This window comes from Arthrobacter sp. EpRS71 (genome assembly GCF_001512285.1).
Classification (GTDB): Bacteria; Actinomycetota; Actinomycetes; order Actinomycetales; family Micrococcaceae; genus Arthrobacter.
Genome location: NZ_LNUV01000006.1, coordinates 177412 through 193940, shown reverse-complemented (window position 1 = coordinate 193940; position 16529 = coordinate 177412). Strand labels below are relative to the sequence as shown.

At 62.0% G+C, this 16529-nt stretch carries 13 protein-coding genes; 7 read left to right on the top strand and 6 right to left on the bottom strand.

The window, feature by feature from the left end:
• Positions 1 to 198: 198 nt before the first annotated feature.
• The 3 genes from ppc to AR689_RS11030 all read right to left on the bottom strand — a co-directional run bounded on the left by ppc (position 199) and on the right by AR689_RS11030 (position 5125).
• On the bottom strand, positions 199 to 2997 hold the full coding sequence (gene ppc, locus AR689_RS11040) for a phosphoenolpyruvate carboxylase (RefSeq protein WP_062070117.1): 2799 nt from the start codon (positions 2995 to 2997) through the stop codon (positions 199 to 201).
• 117 nt (positions 2998 to 3114) lie between these two features.
• Positions 3115 to 3504, bottom strand: a complete 390-nt coding sequence (locus tag AR689_RS11035; RefSeq protein ID WP_231745490.1) for a hypothetical protein — start codon at positions 3502 to 3504, stop codon at positions 3115 to 3117.
• Between the two features lie 22 nt (positions 3505 to 3526).
• Positions 3527 to 5125, bottom strand: a complete 1599-nt coding sequence (locus tag AR689_RS11030) for a sigma-70 family RNA polymerase sigma factor (protein WP_062070113.1) — start codon at positions 5123 to 5125, stop codon at positions 3527 to 3529.
• A 151-nt stretch (positions 5126 to 5276) separates the two neighbouring features.
• On the opposite strand from AR689_RS11030, the gene AR689_RS11025 reads away from it, so the two are divergent.
• The 3 genes from AR689_RS11025 to AR689_RS11015 all read left to right on the top strand — a co-directional run bounded on the left by AR689_RS11025 (position 5277) and on the right by AR689_RS11015 (position 8512).
• The gene (locus AR689_RS11025; protein WP_062070111.1) at positions 5277 to 6035 is read left to right on the top strand and encodes a hypothetical protein; all 759 of its coding nucleotides are present in this window, start codon (positions 5277 to 5279) and stop codon (positions 6033 to 6035) included.
• Between the two features lie 101 nt (positions 6036 to 6136).
• Positions 6137 to 7408 carry an Ig-like domain-containing protein gene (locus tag AR689_RS23310; RefSeq protein WP_197412858.1) on the top strand — a complete coding sequence of 424 codons (1272 nt, stop codon included), beginning with the start codon at positions 6137 to 6139 and terminating at the stop codon, positions 7406 to 7408.
• A gap of 276 nt (positions 7409 to 7684) precedes the next feature.
• Positions 7685 to 8512, top strand: coding sequence for a DUF1684 domain-containing protein (locus AR689_RS11015; protein WP_062070107.1), 828 nt, complete (start codon positions 7685 to 7687; stop codon positions 8510 to 8512).
• Positions 8513 to 8523: 11 nt separating this feature from the next.
• Here the strand turns inward: AR689_RS11015 and AR689_RS11010 are convergent, their stop codons facing one another.
• A complete protein-coding gene (locus tag AR689_RS11010) occupies positions 8524 to 9789 on the bottom strand; it encodes an acyl-CoA dehydrogenase family protein (RefSeq protein ID WP_062070105.1) in 1266 nt (421 codons plus the stop codon).
• Positions 9786 to 10592: an SDR family NAD(P)-dependent oxidoreductase gene (locus tag AR689_RS11005; protein WP_062070103.1), complete on the bottom strand. Its 807-nt coding sequence runs from the start codon at positions 10590 to 10592 to the stop codon at positions 9786 to 9788. Before AR689_RS11005 ends, AR689_RS11010 begins: the two co-directional genes overlap by 4 nt.
• A 113-nt stretch (positions 10593 to 10705) precedes the next feature.
• On the opposite strand from AR689_RS11005, the gene AR689_RS11000 reads away from it, so the two are divergent.
• From AR689_RS11000 to AR689_RS10985, 4 genes are all read left to right on the top strand, one after another.
• A complete protein-coding gene (locus AR689_RS11000; RefSeq protein ID WP_062070101.1) occupies positions 10706 to 11866 on the top strand; it encodes a glycoside hydrolase family 76 protein in 1161 nt (386 codons plus the stop codon).
• 178 nt (positions 11867 to 12044) lie between these two features.
• The gene (locus tag AR689_RS10995; protein ID WP_062070099.1) at positions 12045 to 13094 is read left to right on the top strand and encodes an iron ABC transporter substrate-binding protein; all 1050 of its coding nucleotides are present in this window, start codon (positions 12045 to 12047) and stop codon (positions 13092 to 13094) included.
• 4 nt (positions 13095 to 13098) lie between these two features.
• On the top strand, positions 13099 to 14700 hold the full coding sequence (locus tag AR689_RS10990; RefSeq protein ID WP_197412857.1) for an ABC transporter permease: 1602 nt from the start codon (positions 13099 to 13101) through the stop codon (positions 14698 to 14700).
• A complete protein-coding gene (locus tag AR689_RS10985) occupies positions 14697 to 15863 on the top strand; it encodes an ABC transporter ATP-binding protein (RefSeq protein ID WP_197412856.1) in 1167 nt (388 codons plus the stop codon). The genes AR689_RS10990 and AR689_RS10985 overlap by 4 nt, the downstream gene beginning before the upstream one ends.
• Before the next feature lie 13 nt (positions 15864 to 15876).
• Here the strand turns inward: AR689_RS10985 and AR689_RS10980 are convergent, their stop codons facing one another.
• The gene (locus AR689_RS10980; protein ID WP_062070097.1) at positions 15877 to 16470 is read right to left on the bottom strand and encodes a YdeI/OmpD-associated family protein; all 594 of its coding nucleotides are present in this window, start codon (positions 16468 to 16470) and stop codon (positions 15877 to 15879) included.
• Positions 16471 to 16529 lie beyond the last annotated feature (59 nt).

Below are 16529 nucleotides of genomic sequence, written 5' to 3'. Positions count from 1 at the left end.
GCTGCACGTAATACTCATGCACCAAATCCCTGATCTCATCGCGGCTAATACCACGCGGCCCAACAGTCATGGCAGCTCCTGCTCTCTTCAATCACCGACTGACTCACAACCAGCCTGACTTAGAGGGCCTTGGGCAGATCCCTCTCTCACCGGGTGAGAGAGGGATCCGGGGAACCCCGAGGGATGTGAGAGAGGGTGCTAGCCGGTGTTGCGAAGGCCGGCGGCTACGCCATTGACGGTGATGAGCATGGCGCGCTGGAGCCGTTCATCGATCTCGCCTCCTGAAAGCTGGTCCTCGCGAACACGCCGAAGAAGCTCCACCTGCAGGTAACTGATCGGGTCCAGGTACTGATCGCGGATTTCCAGTGAACGCTTCAACGTCGGCTGGGCATCCAGGAGTTCGGTCTCGCCGGTGAGGCGCTCAATTTCGGCCACAGTGAGCTCATACTCATCGCGAATCATATGGAACAGCCGGTGCAGTTCCTCCGGAACCAGAGACGAAACGTAGTGACCCGCAATTTCCATGTCCGTCTTAGCCAAGGTCATTTCCACATTGGAGATGACCGAACGGAAGAAGTGCCAACGGTCCATCATTTCCAGCAACTGATCCGTGTCCCCAGCCTCGCGGGCGGCCTTCAAACCGGAGCCCACACCGAACCAGCCCGGAACAATCTGTCGTGACTGCGTCCAGCCGAAAACCCACGGAATGGCCCGCAGGCCACCAAGTCCAGCACCGGAGTCCGGACGCTTGGAGGGACGCGAGCCAATGTTCAAGGAACCCAGCTGCTCCACCGGCGTGGAAGCCAGGAAGTAGGCCGGAAGCTGGGAATCGTCAATCAGCGTGCGGTAGCGGGCGAATGCTGCGTCCGAGATGGTTTCCATGACGTTGGCATAACGCTCACGCTCATCTTCCGAGGTCCGTGGAGTGCGGTGCAGTGCCGAGCCCTGCATTACGGCGGCCAAGGAGAGCTCCAGGTTTTCGCGGGCGAGTTCAGGCAAGGAGTACTTGTCCGAGATGACCTCGCCCTGCTCGGTGAACTTGATTTCGCCTTCCAGCACGCCGTTAGGCTGGGCCATGATGGCATCGTACGTGGGTCCGCCACCGCGGCCCACAGATCCTCCGCGGCCATGGAAGAGACGAACGCGGACGCCATGTTTGGCAGCAACATCGCGCAGCTTTCGCTGGGTCTTGTGGATTTCCCACTGACTGGTCATCACGCCCGATTCCTTATTCGAATCGGAGTACCCCAGCATGACTTCCTGGACATCTCCGCGGAGGCGGACCAGCTCCCGGTAGGACGGATCGGACAGCAACTGGTCAACGATCTCCGCTGATGCGCGGAGTTCCTCCACGGTCTCCAACAGCGGAGCGAAGCCGATCTTGGCGCGTGGCTTCCCGCTAAACAGGTCAATCAAACCGGCTTCGCGTGCCAGGACTGCTGCTGCGAGAACATCATCGGCGCCGCGGGTCATGGAGATGATGTAAGTTTCCACGACGTCCGGGCCGTACGTGTGAAGGGCCTGGCGGATGCTCCGGAAAACGTCATAGGTACCGTCGGCCGTACCCTCAAGCTTGATCGGGTGTCCGGAGAGAGGACGGCGGGAAGCCAACTCCGCGCCCAGGAAGTCGAAACGCTCTTCTCGGGTCAGTTCGGTGTAAGGCTTCCCCGCACCAAGCCTGTCCACGAGCTGGCCCACAGCATCGTGGTGGTAGTCAGCGTGTTCACGGATGTCCAAGGTTGCCAGGTGCAAACCAAAAGCAGCGATTGCACGGCGGACGCGGGCCAACGCACCGTCTGCCACCAATCCAGCCGAGTGGTTCCGCAGCGAATCCTCCAAGAGCCCGAACTCAGCCAGCAGCTCGGGCGTGGTGGCGTAGTCGCGGCCTGGTTCGTGATGGCTCGACGACGACACCCTGCGACCGGTGTTAATCAGCTTGGCTTTGATGCAGGTCAGCTTCAACCGGTAGGGCTCCTGCGCATTCAGTTCGAGGATGCGCTTGTCCAACCCGGGAAGGTTCTTGAGATCCACAGTGATGGAGTCCAGCAACTCCTGGTCGGCCCCGAAAAGTGCTGTGGAGTTGGAGAGAACCGAGATGAGTTCATCGATCAAGGCAATGCTGATGCGCACGGCGTTCTGGTTCTGAAGCTGCAGGATTTCGCGGGTGACTTCCGCGGTGACGTTCGGGTTGCCGTCACGGTCGCCACCGATCCAAGAACCAAACTTCAAGGGCGCGGCAGCGGCGGGAAGTGAGACACCGTGCTCAGCCAAGAGCTCTGAGAGGTCCGTCAGCATCTCCGGCATGGCATCGGTGAGGATGCTGTTCAGGTAATAGATGGCATTCCGTGCCTCATCCACGGGAGTGGGGCGCACTTGGCGGAGTTCGTCGGTCTGCCACATTTGATCAATGATTTCGGCGAGTTGACGGTCCTGGCGGCGCCGCGCTGAGGTCCCCTCCGTGGTGGGCTCGGCGAGGACGTCTGAAAGCTTGCGAACCTTATCCAGAACTGAGCGCCGCGAGGCCTCGGTAGGGTGCGCCGTGAAAATGGGCCGGACGTCGAGTTCGTTGATCACATCCTGCAGGACCTGAGGCCCGGCTTGGCCAGCGATTTCCGAGACCGCTTTGGCCAGCCATCCGTCCTTTTCCTGCCGGGTGCGCAAGCCACGTACACGGTGAACCTGCTCGGCCGCATTGCTGAGGTGGAAGTAGAACGCGAAGGCGCGGACCAAGTCAGTGGCCTGGTCCAGCGGCAGCGAGGCGAGCAGCTCACGGACCTGGGCAACGACGTCGTGCGCGCTCCACGGGCCGGTGGCATCCGCGCCGCCCCGGGCAGCTTCCTTGGACTCCTTGGTCAGCAACCGCACCTGCTCCACGAGCTGGAGCAGTTCCGGTCCGTGTTGGCGGACCAGGGACTCACCGAGAAGTGTGGAAACGCGACGCACATCAGCGCGCAGTTCGGCAGCGAGATCGGTGTCTTGATGGGCAGTGTGAACCATAGATACATACCTTCGGGATCTGGTTGGGCCCGTACACTGCGCTGGATACTGTGAGCCGCATTACTAATGTTTCCTACGGGATCTTACCCGTAGCTAACTCAACACAAGGAATGCGTCTCAGATTTTGACCTGGCCCTCTGCCGGCTTCCGGTCAGGCCGTGGCAGCACAACTCTTCCTCCGAACACTTCCTGTCCTGCCGCGCCCGGTCCCGCGGACAAGGACTCGTGCCGGCGCTGCCTCATCTCCTCAATGGCTGCGGCCGCTTCCATCCTGGTAGGCACACCCGTGGCCGGTTCTATCATGGAGAGGACGCTTCCCAAGGTCCCGGTGGCTCCTTTTGAGGGGACACCTTTCTGCACCAGCCGGGTACCGGCCCAGATTGCACCCACTATGAGCGCCAGACTGACCATGGCCGAAAAAACTGCCTCAATCCCCATGGGCTCAGGGTACGCCACACGATGATGGGAACACAGCGAAATCCCTCTCCTGAGGATGGTGCGTGCCACCCGCATCCATGCGATGCCCGGCTCAATACACAACAGAGAACCTTTTCGAGGCCAACCCTGGTCCGCTCAACGTGTAGGTGAGGACCCTCTCACCTTTGCTGGGATCAAACTTGCTTCGCTTAACGCCCGCTCCAAGCTGAAAGCTGAGGTCGGTGCGCTGCACAGAGTCGGTGGAACAAATAACCACGCTCCGGCTCTCGAACGTACAGGTCCATCCGTCAGGTGCCCGGAAGGAATCCTCAGCTATCCACGAGTTCTTCCCCACCGAGAACACCGCCTTGCCGGTACTCAGAGGGGCGGCCCCGGAAACCCTGAAGTCGATTTCCATTACGGTGTCGTTGGAATGGCTGTCCCCAGCCTCACGCGCAGAACCATCTACAACCGCTGGAGCAGTCACCGGCGGGACTGTCAAAGGTGCGGCAGGTGGTGTGGTGGCCGGCAAAGGACCAGGGGTCGGCGCGATCTGGGGATTAGCCGGAGTCGCCGGCACAGGCTCTTCCTCCACCACGGGCGGCACTTCAACGGGCAGGGCGTCCTCGGGTTGTGGTGCCGCCGGCACGGAGAAAACAGGCGCTGCCGTTGGGGAAGGCGCAGCGGTTGCTGAAGGCGCGGGCGTCACCGGAGCCTCGTCCCGCGGAGCAACGGCGGACTCCACTGCCCGCTTCTCCGAATAGGCGTCCGGAGTCAATTGGTCAACGACGCCCACGGCTCCCAGCACGAGACCCACTGCAGCCGCGGCGATGACCGCCATCACGGCCGGTTGCGCAAGGGCAGGGAGGGCAATAGCCGCCTTGGCGGGCATCACGCTTCCCACTACACCAAGTCCAGCCCCTTTCCCCGCCCAAAGTACGGCCGGGATTCCTGTCACCAACGGCAGGAGGACTGCCCTCATGCTGCCCTGGACGTCCTTGAGTTCGGCAAGGGCCGCCGTGCACGAAGCGCAACCATTCAGATGATCGCGGACTTTGCGCTTAGTGGCGCTGGACACTCCACCTCGGATGTAATTGCCGAGCTTCGACGCGTATTGGGAACATTCGCTGTCGGTTTGCTCCGAGACGTGGCATTGCAGGTACTGCCTCCTGAGACCTTCCCGGGCGCGAAGGGCCAGAGCCGAAACGGCATTGGCGGAGAGACCCAGAATCGGCGCCACGGCTGCAGGTTTCATGCGTTCGACGTCCAAGTACCAGAGCACAGCCTGCCACCGTTCAGGCAGGGCACGGAATGCTTTGGCAATAGTGTGTGACTCGAAAGCGCCGATGGCGGTGTCCGAGTCCGCCAGAGCCTGATCCAGAATGGATTCGTCGCCGCTAGGTACCACCTTCCCGGCTTTGCGATTCCGGTGGTGGGATAGCCGTGCAACTGTGGACAGCAGGTACGCCCTAAAGAACGTGTCCGGCCCTTTGCCCGCAATCAGGCTCTGCAGGACAGACTGGAAAGCCTCAGCCACCACGTCCTCGGCATCACTCTGGTTGTCCACGTTGCGTCTGGCAACATTGGAGGCAACGGCCACATGGCGCTCGTAGAGCCCGTCAAAGGCAGATATGTCTCCGCTGCGGACCAATTCAATGAGTTGATGGTCGTCGACGCTAGATTTATTGCTCGCATGGGACGTGCGTGCCATCTATGACACCCCCAAATCGTAGAGAACCCTACCCATATATATGGAGTGTCGGCAGTACGCGAGTCGTGACGCCAGTTTGTACAAAGTCTTTAGCAACCGATTCTCCGTAACGTCTCCGTCACGAACGAGCCCTTTTGCGCACTGTTCGGATATGACATCGTTCCGGACAAAACCAGGTGCCGAATACACGTTTCTGCAGCACCACTTGCTGCGCAAATGGCGGACCGCCAGTTACCAGAGGGGTTGGCGGTTCCGCGCGGATTGGTTCCTGCCAGAAGTCCGGACAGTAGTCACTTCCCTCGCGAGCAGCACGGTAGTTCCGGCCCCCGCGGCGAAATCGCTGGGCGCTGCGCGAGCCAGGAATGGCGTCAGCATCAGAGAAACCCTGAACGATTTCCGTGCACTGTTCACCGCAGCGGAGCGGGCCCTTGACATCGATGCCCTCCTGTCCATCGCGGAAGGCTGGGCCGAGGGGGCGGAAACAGCCCCCACTATCTCCTGCACGGACGTCTATACGGGGCTGGCCACCCCGGCCCACTTTCAACGGCGAATCCACGAGGTGTCCGCGCTCGGCGCGCAGTGGCCGGGTTCGCATGCGGTGGCCATCATTTCGCTGCCCCGTCCCCGGGATAGCCGCAGCCATTGCTGGACGCTGCTGGCCCGGCTTGGGGATGTAGTCAACGGTGAGCTGAAAGGAACCGGAGCGACGGCAATGTACCAAAATTCCGCCGTCCATATCCTCTTTTACATCAGCGACACCAACCTGTCGCAGCTCGTGGAATGCAAGGCGGCTTTGGAAGCCCTCGGCGATGGCCGCCTATGCCCTGCGCACATGAATTTCTTCCCACTTTCCGAGGCTGCGGCAACGGCTGCCACCCCCAAAACTGCCGCGCGGGACTCCTCTAGTTAGCCGGACTTGGCCAAAAACCGTTCTGCAGCGTAACGAACCACGCACTTCAAACACTCACCTTGTGACGGACACATCCCAAGGACTCTAAGGACCTTCCAATAATGAATAACCAGCTACGCCCAAGAACCTTGTCACTGGCTGCTGCCTTGCTGGCCGCTGTCATGGCCGTCCTGGGCCTGGGACTCTCGGCCCTGCCAGCCAGTGCTGAGGAAATCCCCGACGCCGAGATCACCCTCAGCACCAGTTCCATTGTCACCGGGCAATGGGATCAAGTGGATCTGACCTGCGAATGGTCCGTCCCGGACAACTCGCAGCCCGGGGACACGTTCACTTTGCAGCTTCCGCCCGAACTGCGGTGGTTTGGTGCTGCCACTTTTGACCTGGACACCCCCGATGGACAGACGGTGGCGACAGCTACGGCCAACGGCGCCGGCCTTGTGGTCTTCACGCTCACCGACTTCGTCGCCTTGCATCCGCTGGACGTGGGCGGAACATGCGCCTTCGTCACGCAATATTCCGTGGATCCGGCAACCGGTGGAAAAGAGGAACTTAGCTTCGTCTTTGGCGACAGCGTGATTCGCGTCCCTGTGAATATTGAACCCTGCACGGAAGACTGCCTCCCGGATGTGCCCGCAACTGCAGGAAAGTCGATGTGGTGGGCGGATCCTGCACAAACAGAATTTCAATCGATCCTTTACATGCCGCCCATGGCGTCAGCGAACAACGATGTAGTGGTCACCGATGTCCCTGCAGCCGGAATGGTCATCGACTGCAGCCAGGTAACACCGCGCGTTGGCAAGGTACGGGGCGAGGCCGGCAACATCGTTGAGCCCTACGACGACGAGCAGTATCCAGCCACCATCGACTGCACCCCTCAGTCGCTCACGGTCAGCTGGACCGGCCTTCCCAAAGGTGAGCACGTGGAGGTCTTTGTGACCACCAAGGTGTCTGACCCTTCTCTGGACGTCTACGAAAACAACGGGACAGTGACCATCTCGGGCGAAGAAAATCCCGTGGAAGCCCAAACGCGCCGGAGCAATGCCAGCGGAACCGGTCAGGGGACCGCGGCGGCAACACCTACACCCTCACCAAGCACCACCACAGCAACACCCACACCGACTCCCACACCCAGCACCACCACAGCAACACCCACACCCTCACCCAGCACCAGCAGCCCCGTTGTTGTAGTCCTTCCGGCAGAACCAACCGAACCAGCGCAGGCGCAGAACCCGGCGCCGTCTGCCACGTCGGAACCGCTGGCCAACACCGGTGCACAAGGCCAGGCGTTCTTCTTCCTGGCTGCGGTGCTTCTGGCCGTGGGATCCCTGCTCGCCTTTGCCGGTACCCGTAAGTACAGGCGCCGTTCGCACTGACCAGGTGAGCAAACGCCCCTCGGGGCAAGACGGCGAGGATGGACGTGGCATGTGGTGCCCGGCCAACGTCACCGTCCATCAATCCCGGCTCGCGCTGGCATGGGTTCAGGGCCAGCGCGAGCCGATCCAAACGCGAGCCGATCCAAACGCGAACCGATCCACAGCAGTGAAGTCCTGACCCACACGGGTGCGGATTCCGGGAATGCCCGCGCCCGGCGCATAGTTGAGGCAAGAGCATCCGCCGCGAACTGACGCGAACACCAGCTGAGGAGAACCATGAGCTCGCCCACCACCGCAACTGACGCCCAACTCGCACGTTGGGAGCGGTTCCGTGCAGGTCGAAATACAGCCCTTGCCACTGAACACGGCTGGTTGACGCTCACCTCCTTCCAATGGCTTGAGTCGCAACCGTTCGGGGTGGACCTTGTTCCGGGCCTCTGGTCAACGGACGGCACCACGGCTTTCCTCACGGCGAGCGCTGCGGATGGACTCACCGTGGTGGAAACGGGACAGCCCGTAGAGGGGACCATTACGGCGACGCTGCAGGACGAAGAGTCGCTCATGTGGGTCCAGTTTGGCGGCGACGACGGTAAGCAGGTTGTGGTGGAACTTGCCATGCGTGCGGACAAGTACGCTATCCGCACCCGCGACAACAGCTCCCCGGTGCTGACCGGTTTCGTAGGAGTTCCCACCTACGAATACAACCCTGAGTGGGTTATCCAGGGCCGGTTCGAAGCTTACGCTGAGCCCATTGACGTCCCCATCGGCACGGCAAACCCCTTGGTGGACGGCGTCCACCGGTCGGTGGGCGAGGTGGTGTTCCAGATACCGGGTGTTCCCCACGAAATCCGGCTGCACGCGGAAGAGGAGAAGCTGGGCGCGCTCAACGTCACCTTCCACGATGAGACCAACGGGGAGACCACGGATGAATGGCGGAAGGTCTTCATTCCCCGGCCTCGCCCTGATGGGACCGTGATGATCGATTTCAACCGTGCCATCAACTACCCCAGCGCCTTCACTCCGTATGGCACCTGCCCTATGCCTGTCCGGGGCAACTCACTGGACGTGCGCGTGGAAGCGGGCGAGAAGCTCCCCCAGGAATGAGACCGGCAGTTCTAGGTGATGGCTGAAACCCCTGTCACTGCACGGCCGACGATCAGGGAGTTGATTTCGTAGGAGCCTTCGTAGGTATAGATCGCCTCTGCGTCGGCGAAGATCTTGGCAATACGGTAATCGGTAACGATTCCGTTGCCGCCCAGGATGGAGCGGCCCATGGCCACAGTTTCCCGCATCCTGGCACTGCAGTAGGCCTTTGCGAGCGCCACCTGCGCCATGTCGGCCCCTCCGTGGCGCACCCCTTTGGCGTCTGTGAAGATGTCCTCCTGCAGCTGCGCTATTCGGACCATCATTCCCATGCTGGCCACCGCGTTGCCGAGCATGTCCACCAGGTGCTGTTGGATGAGCTGGAACTTGGCTAGTGGCTTGCCGAACTGCATGCGTTCGACGGCGTACTGCCGGGCGACGTCGAAGGCTGCCAGTTGTTGGCCTACTGCTTGCCAGGCCACCATGATGCGGGATCCGCGGAGGAGATGGTTGGTGTCCACGAAGCTGCTGATCCCGGCGAAGCGGTCCGCTTCAGCTACCTCGACGTCTTCAAAGACGATGTCGGCGTTCTGCACCGTCCGCAGGGCAATCTTGTTTTCGATGCGGCTGCGGGTGATGCCCGGCAGGGTCGCGTCGACGATGAAGGCACGCACTGCTCCGTCTGTTTCGTCCTTGGCCCACACCAGCATGTAGTCGCAGAACGTCCCGTTGCCAATCCAGCGTTTGGCGCCGTTGATCACCCAGTAATCGCCGCCGTCGGATTCTGGTCGGTCAACACGGCGGGCGGTGGTTTCCATCCCGCCGGCGACGTCGGACCCATGGTTGGGTTCTGTGAGAGCGAAGGCTCCGGTGGTGCGGAGGTTGGAGGCGTCGTCGAGGTAGCGGTCCTGTTGATGATCGCTGCCGAAGTCGTAGAGGGATTCGACGAAGAGGTCGTGATGGACCATGAAGAACGTGGCGATGGAGGTGTCGACGCGGGTCATCTCAGCGATCACGAGCCCGGCAAACAGGTGTGTGTACCCTCGCTGGGCGGGGGCGCTGAGCCGGAGGGCCGCGAGCTTGGGGAGGATGTGTTCCGGGAACTCCGCTTTCTCCCACCATTGCCCGGCGTAGGGGGCTATCTCAGAGGCCAGGAACGCCCGGAGTTCGTTGAGTTTACGCTGTTCCTGGACACTGAGCAGCGATTCGAAGTCGAAGAAGTCAGCAGTGGGAAGGTCTGCTACGGAGGGCCGAACGGGCCCAACTGACCCCGAAGAGCCGCTGTAGTCGCCCATCATTTGAGACCCATGCGGATGGCGCCATCGAGCCGGATGGTTTCCCCGTTGAGCATGGCGTTCTCCACAATGTGGGCGGCCAGGTTTGCGTATTCCGCGGCACGGCCCAGACGGGCGGGATGCGGAACCTGCTGTCCAAGGGATTCCTGGGCCGATTGGGGAAGTCCGGCCATCATGGGTGTTTCGAAGATGCCGGGAGCAATGGTGGCCACCCTGATCAACGAGCGGGCGAACTCGCGGGCCAAGGGCAATGTCATGGCTGCTACGGCGCCCTTGGATGCGGCGTAGGCAGGCTGGCCGATCTGGCCTTCGAAGGCGGCGACGGATGCTGTGTTGATGATGACGCCACGTTCGGGTCCACCCAGTTGCGTGGAAACGGGCTCCGTTTCCACCATGGCTGCGGCGGCCAAACGAATCACGTTGAAGGTGCCCACGAGGTTGATCTGAATGACTTTGTTGAAGTTCTCCAGCGGCAGCACGCCGTCGCGGCCCAGGACTTTTCCGGGGGTCGCGATTCCTGCGCAATTGACGACGATGCGCAGCGGCCCCAAAGCAACAGCGGCGTCGACGGCGGCTTGGACTTGGGATTCGTTGGTGACGTCTGCGGGAGCAAAGACCGCGCGCGGGGCCTGCTCCCCTGTACCCGAAGACGCGGCATTTAGCTCGGCCGCGTAGGACTCGCCGGCTGACTGTGGCAGATCCACCAACACCACCGAAGCTCCGGCGTCGAACAGTCGCTTGGCGGTGGCAGCGCCCAAACCTGACGCCCCACCCGTAATCAGTGCAACCGTACACTTGATGTCCATTCATCCTCCTTGATGCCGACCCAAATCCGTTAATGCATGTTAACTGGAATTGTGGCGCGGCGCACACTGCCCGGCCTCGCCCGGCTGATCCCCGGCCCGGATAGGCTGTGTCCATGTCCAGCCAGATCGAGCCAGCAGGAATTCCAGCCCCTTCCACAGACGCCGCCGAGTGGGCTACGCGCGCCAATCAGGCGGCCCGATCGGTGACCCGAAGCTTTGGCGGGCGCCTGCTGTTCCTGCCCGGAACCCATATCGCCGCAGTCAGCCTGCCCACCAATGCCCGCAAGAGCCTCTCCGGCCCGTGGCATTACTGGTGGCAAGCGCACTACGTCGATTGTCTGGTGGACGCGGGGCGTCGCGAATTGGCCACAAAAACGAAGTTCGACGGCGGCTCCCGGCCTAGCGCCGGCCGGCTCGCTTCGCGGCTGGTCACCACTATCCGCTTGCGGAATCTCTTGCGATTCGTGAACGACTACTATGACGACATGGCGTGGCTGGCCCTCGCGACCCTGCGCTTGGAGAAGCTGGCGGAGGAGACCAGGAAACCTGGTCGCCGACGCAATGCTTATGTCCAAAAGTGCCTGACCTTGCAGTTTGATTCCGCTTCCACGGACCACCTTGGCGGTGGAACTTTTTGGAGCACCAAGCGGGATTTCAAGAACACCCCTGCCACGGCCCCGGTGGCCCTCTACTACGCCAGGACCGGGCACACAGAGCGTGCGCAGCAGTTGGTGAACTGGCTCAACGGCAAGCTCCTCCACCCGGATCGAGGCTTGTATCAGGACGGGCTTCGGATCAGCAACGGCGAGGTGGTGGTGGACGGGGCCATTTACACCTACAACCAGGGCCCGGTCCTGGGCGCGTTGCTTGAGTTGGGCGGGGATGACAATCTGCGCAGGGCCACCCTCTTGGTGGACGCTGTGCGACGCGAGCTGACGCTTCCCGGCACGCAGGTGATCCGCGGCGACGGCACCGGCGATGGCGGCCTTTTTACCGGCATCCTGGTCCGCTATCTGGCGCTGGCTGCGCGGGACCAGCGGCTCCCGGACGCATCACGCCACACTGCCCGCGAACTGGTGTACGCCACGGCTGGAGCGTTGTGGCTGGGCCGCCGCAAAGTATCTGAGCTTGGGCAGGCCGCTCCGTCGCTTATTTTCTCCCCCGACCCCCTGCGGCCGGCGGTCGAAGCTTATCCGCCGGGTACCGCCGTCGAACTTTCCACCCAGCTGCAAGCGTGGATGACGTTTGAGGCCGCTGCCAGCATAGGTCACTAATTACGATACGCAACACTTCCGTAATTCAAGTGATCCTCGTCACTTAAGCCCTATCCGGCTTTTGGGCAAAGGTATGGCTAACCTACTCTTTTCACAGCGGGCTCCCCAACCTTCCCGCTACCCCGGACCCAAGCACCACCTCCTTGGGCTTCCATGCTTGTTCCCAGAAAGTAGCCCCATGAAGCTCCCCAAAAACGCTCTGGCAGGAATCGCACTCCTCGCCACCGCCGCTCTTGGCCTCACCGCCTGCGGCTCCAACGCCACCACCGCCCCGGACCCGTCCGGTTCTGCGGCTTCAGGCGACGGCATAACGGTCTACAACGCCCAGCACGAAAGCCTGACGAAGGAATGGATCGACGCCTTCACCAAGGAAACGGGCATCAAGGTCACCCTGCGCCAGGGCTCTGACACCGAGATGTCCAACCAGATTGTCCAGGAAGGCGCGGCGTCACCGGCTGACGTGTTCCTGACCGAGAACTCCCCTGCAATGGCGCAGGTAGAAAACGCGGGTCTGTTCGCTGACGTGGACAAGGCCACCATCGACCAGGTTCCCGCCGAGTTCCGTCCGTCCACGGGCAAGTGGACAGGAATCGCCGCGCGTTCCACCGTGCTGGTGTACGACAAGAACAAAATCAGCGATGACCAGCTCCCCACGTCCATGCTGGATCTGGCCAAGCCTGAATGGAAGGGCAAGTGGGCAGCTTCACCGTCCGGCGCAGACTTCCAAGCGATTGTCTCCGCACTGCTGGAACTCAAGGGCGAAGCCGCCACTGAGGAATGGCTCAAGGGCATGAAGGAGAACTTCAAGGCTTACAAGGGCAACAGCACCGCCATGAAGGCCGTCAACGCCGGCGAGGTGGATGCTGCGCTGATCTACCACTACTACTACTACGGCGACCAGGCCAAGACCGGCGAGAACTCCAAGAACGTCACGCCGTTCTACTTCAAGAACCAGGACCCGGGCGCCTTCGTTTCCGTCTCGGGTGGCGGTGTCCTGAAGTCCTCCAAGAAGGCAGCCGACGCGCAAGCGTTCCTGAAGTTCATCACGGGCAAGGCCGGGCAGGAGATCCTCAAGACCGGAACGTCCTTCGAATACGCCATCGCCTCACAGGTTGATGCCAACGAGAAGCTTGTTCCCATCAAGGACCTGCAAGCTCCCACGGTGGACCCCGCCAAGCTGAACTCCGCCAAAGTCACTGAATTGATGACCAAGGCAGGGCTCCTGTAATTCTGTGACCACCGGATCATCGGCTCCCAACGTTCCACGTTCAGAGGGAAGCACGACGACGGCGGGCCGGGGCAAGCGCCCCCGCCCGCCTTTCGGCGTTTCCACGGTGTCCTTGCTGGCAGTGCTGATAGCACTGTTTTCACTGATTCCGCTGGGTTATGTGCTCTACATGACGGCCGCGACCGGCTGGGACACGGCCGTTGAACTGATCGTTCGCCCACGTGTAGGCGAGCTCCTGCTGAACACCGTCTTGCTGATGGTCTTCACGGTGCCGCTGTGCCTGGTTCTCGGAGTGGGCGGCGCCTGGTTGGTGGAACGGACCATGCTGCGCGGACACCGTTGGTGGGCCGTGGCGCTGGCTGCTCCGTTGGCCATCCCGGCGTTCGTCAACAGCTACTCCTGGGTGTCCGCGGTTCCGTCCTTGGAAGGTCTCTGGTCCGGGGTGCTGATCGCCACCCTGTCCTACTTCCCGTTGGTGTACATTCCTGCCGCCGCAACCCTTGGTCGGCTGGATCCCGCCATCGAACAGTCCGCAGCGTCACTGGGCCTGGGCTCTTGGGCTGTCTTTTTCCGGGTGGTGTTGCCGCAACTGCGGATTGCCATAACCGGCGGTGCTTTGCTGGTGGCCCTGCACCTGTTGGCCGAATATGGCGCCTTCGCGATGATCCGCTTCGACACGTTCACCACGGCGATCATGGTTCAGTTCCAGTCCACCTTCAACGGGACCGCAGGCAACACGCTGGCCAGTGTTTTGGTTTTCCTGTGTTTGCTCCTGCTGCTGGCCGAGGTCAAGAGCCGCGGCAGTGCCCGCTACGCGCGGATCGGCTCCGGAGCGCAGGCGAAGTCCACGCGCTTGCCCCTGAGGGGATACCAGGTGCCTGCGCAACTGGCCCTTCTGGCCCTCACGATCCTGGCTTTCGGGCTCCCACTCTATTTCGTCCTCAAGTGGGTGATGGCGGGCGGCTCGGAGGTGTGGGCAGCCGAGGAATTCATCCCGGCACTCCTTCAGACCCTCATGTACGGGGCGGCCGGAGCCCTGGTCACCACGGTGGTGGCGTTCCCCATGGCATACCTTGCCGTCAGGCACCCCAGTTGGTTCAGCAAGATGCTGGAACTCTCCAACTACGTCACCAGTTCACTCCCCGGAATCGTGGTGGGCCTCGCGTTCGTCACCGTCAGCATCAGGGTGGTACCGGGGGTTTATCAGACCGCGGGAGTCCTGGTTGCCGCGTACGTCCTGCTGTTCCTTCCACGAGCTTTGGTAAACATCCGCGCTGGCTTGGCACAGGCCCCTAAGGAACTCGATGAAGCTGCGCGCTCCCTGGGCAAAACACCCTTGGTCTCCTTCTTCCGCGTGACCTTGAGGCTAACGGCACCGGCCGCAGCCGGTGGTGCTGCCCTGGTGTTCCTGGCCATCGTGAACGAGTTGACCGCCACACTTCTGCTCTCCCCCAACGGCACCCGCACCCTGGCCACCGAGTTCTGGAGTAAGAGCAGCGAGATCGACTACACCGGCGCAGCCCCGTATGCCCTGCTGATGATTCTGTTGTCGGCACCCATGACGTACCTGCTTTTCCAACAGTCCAAGAAAGTAGCCGGACAGTGACCGAACAATCCCCCTCCAGGCTTCCCGCGCCGCGGGTGGCTCCGTCCGTGGCTCCGTCCACGAATGCACACTTGGATATCTCGGAGGTCACCAAGAACTTCGGTTCCCAGGCCGTCCTGAAGGGCGTCAACCTTTCTGTCGCCAAAGGCGGGACCACGGCCATTGTGGGGCCTTCGGGCTCGGGCAAGACCACGTTGTTGAGGTTGATTGCGGGCTTTGAGCACCCGGACACCGGATCCATCAGCCTTGGTGGTTCCCCGGTGGCAGGAGATGGAATGTGGGTACCCGCCCACAAACGGCAGGTAGGGTACGTGGCCCAGGACGGCGCGCTCTTTCCACACCTGACGGTGGGCCAGAATGTGGCCTTCGGTGTGGACACGGCAAAGCTCGACGGCGGCCGCTCAGCAGTGCGGGCCAGGGTCCAGGAACTGCTGGAAATGGTGTCCCTGGACGCATCCATGGCAAAGCGGCGCCCGCACCAGTTGTCAGGCGGGCAGCAACAGCGCGTAGCACTGGCCCGGGCCCTTGCACGTGAGCCGGAGCTCATGCTGCTGGACGAGCCGTTCTCCGCGTTGGATGCAGGACTCCGCGTAGCTACCCGTCGGGCAGTGGCCAAAGTACTCAATGCTGCCGGCGTGACCACCATCCTGGTGACCCACGACCAAGCAGAAGCACTGTCGTTCGCGGATCAGGTGGCCATCATGCGCGGCGGCAAACTGGCCCAGATCGGCAATCCCTTTGTGGTCTATACCCGCCCGGCCGATCGCGCCACCGCCGAGTTCCTTGGCGATGCGGTGATTCTTGATGCGTGGATGGAAGGCTCCTTGGCCACATGCTCGCTGGGTGGAATTCCGGTCCGTCGCCCGCCGGCACAGGGAAAGGTCCAGCTCATGCTGCGGCCTGAGCAAATTCGCATTGCCTCGGACGGGCCCATTCGCGGGGTTGTTGTGGACACGGATTATTTTGGCCCGGAAACCACGGTTCGTATCAAGCTCGGCGAATACACGGCACCTGACGGCGGCGTTTCCGGCAACAGCCACCGCTACCCGGGTGGCGGCGAGATCATCACCATCAGGCATTGGAACGCCTCCATCACCCGGCCGGGTACCGAGTTGTGCCTTCGTGTTGTGGGCGAGGGCGTCGCTTTCCCTTTCGAGGCCTGAGCGGCACAGCTAACTAGGCCGGACGCTTCCTTTGTGGATACGGCGCCTCGTGGCGGGCCAGCATCTCCACAAAACCTGCGATCTTCCGTTCGCGGGTCTCGGCCCGTTTGACCCCGTTGGTGCGGTGGATCAGCGCGAAACGGTTCTGGGAGGTCAGGACGTCGAACATCGCCTGCGCTTCCGGGACAGCTGCGATGGCTGCGGCAAGATCCTCCGGCACCACTGAATCCGCCGGACCGGCGTAGGCCGCTTCCCACCTCCCGTCGGCCTTTGCCGCCTCCACGGCTGCCCGGCCGGCGTCGGTCATTTTGCCTTCTTCTTCCAGTCGCGCAATGTGTCCCACATTCCGCAAGGACCAGATGCTCTTTTTGCCGCGCGGTGTCATGCGCTGCATGTAGCTTTCGGCGTCGCGGCTCCTGGCCTGGCCGTCGATCCACCCGAAGCACAGGGCCTCGTCCAAGGCGGCGTCGTAGTCCAGCTCGGTGACGTTCCCGCCTTTTTTGTGCAGGATCAGCCACACGCCGGGGCTGTCCGCGGCGTGCTCTTCCAACCAGGTCCGCCACGCGGTGCCGTCACTGACCAGCAGCTCTTCCAATTCGATGGGCATGGCCCCAGCATAGGCTTTGACCCCGGCTTAGGCTTGGAGAAGGATCCCAATACCCACCA

What these genes read in the sequence shown, in the direction of transcription:
- ppc (WP_062070117.1), bottom strand. Translation starts at nt 2,997, where the DNA reads ATGGTTCACACTGCCCATCAAGACACCGATCTCGCTGCCGAACTGCGC.
- AR689_RS11030 (WP_062070113.1), bottom strand. Translation starts at nt 5,125, where the DNA reads ATGGCACGCACGTCCCATGCGAGCAATAAATCTAGCGTCGACGACCAT.
- AR689_RS11025 (WP_062070111.1), top strand. Translation starts at nt 5,277, where the DNA reads ATGACATCGTTCCGGACAAAACCAGGTGCCGAATACACGTTTCTGCAG.
- AR689_RS23310 (WP_197412858.1), top strand. Translation starts at nt 6,137, where the DNA reads ATGAATAACCAGCTACGCCCAAGAACCTTGTCACTGGCTGCTGCCTTG.
- AR689_RS11015 (WP_062070107.1), top strand. Translation starts at nt 7,685, where the DNA reads ATGAGCTCGCCCACCACCGCAACTGACGCCCAACTCGCACGTTGGGAG.
- AR689_RS11010 (WP_062070105.1), bottom strand. Translation starts at nt 9,789, where the DNA reads ATGATGGGCGACTACAGCGGCTCTTCGGGGTCAGTTGGGCCCGTTCGG.
- AR689_RS11005 (WP_062070103.1), bottom strand. Translation starts at nt 10,592, where the DNA reads ATGGACATCAAGTGTACGGTTGCACTGATTACGGGTGGGGCGTCAGGT.
- AR689_RS11000 (WP_062070101.1), top strand. Translation starts at nt 10,706, where the DNA reads ATGTCCAGCCAGATCGAGCCAGCAGGAATTCCAGCCCCTTCCACAGAC.
- AR689_RS10995 (WP_062070099.1), top strand. Translation starts at nt 12,045, where the DNA reads ATGAAGCTCCCCAAAAACGCTCTGGCAGGAATCGCACTCCTCGCCACC.
- AR689_RS10980 (WP_062070097.1), bottom strand. Translation starts at nt 16,470, where the DNA reads ATGCCCATCGAATTGGAAGAGCTGCTGGTCAGTGACGGCACCGCGTGG.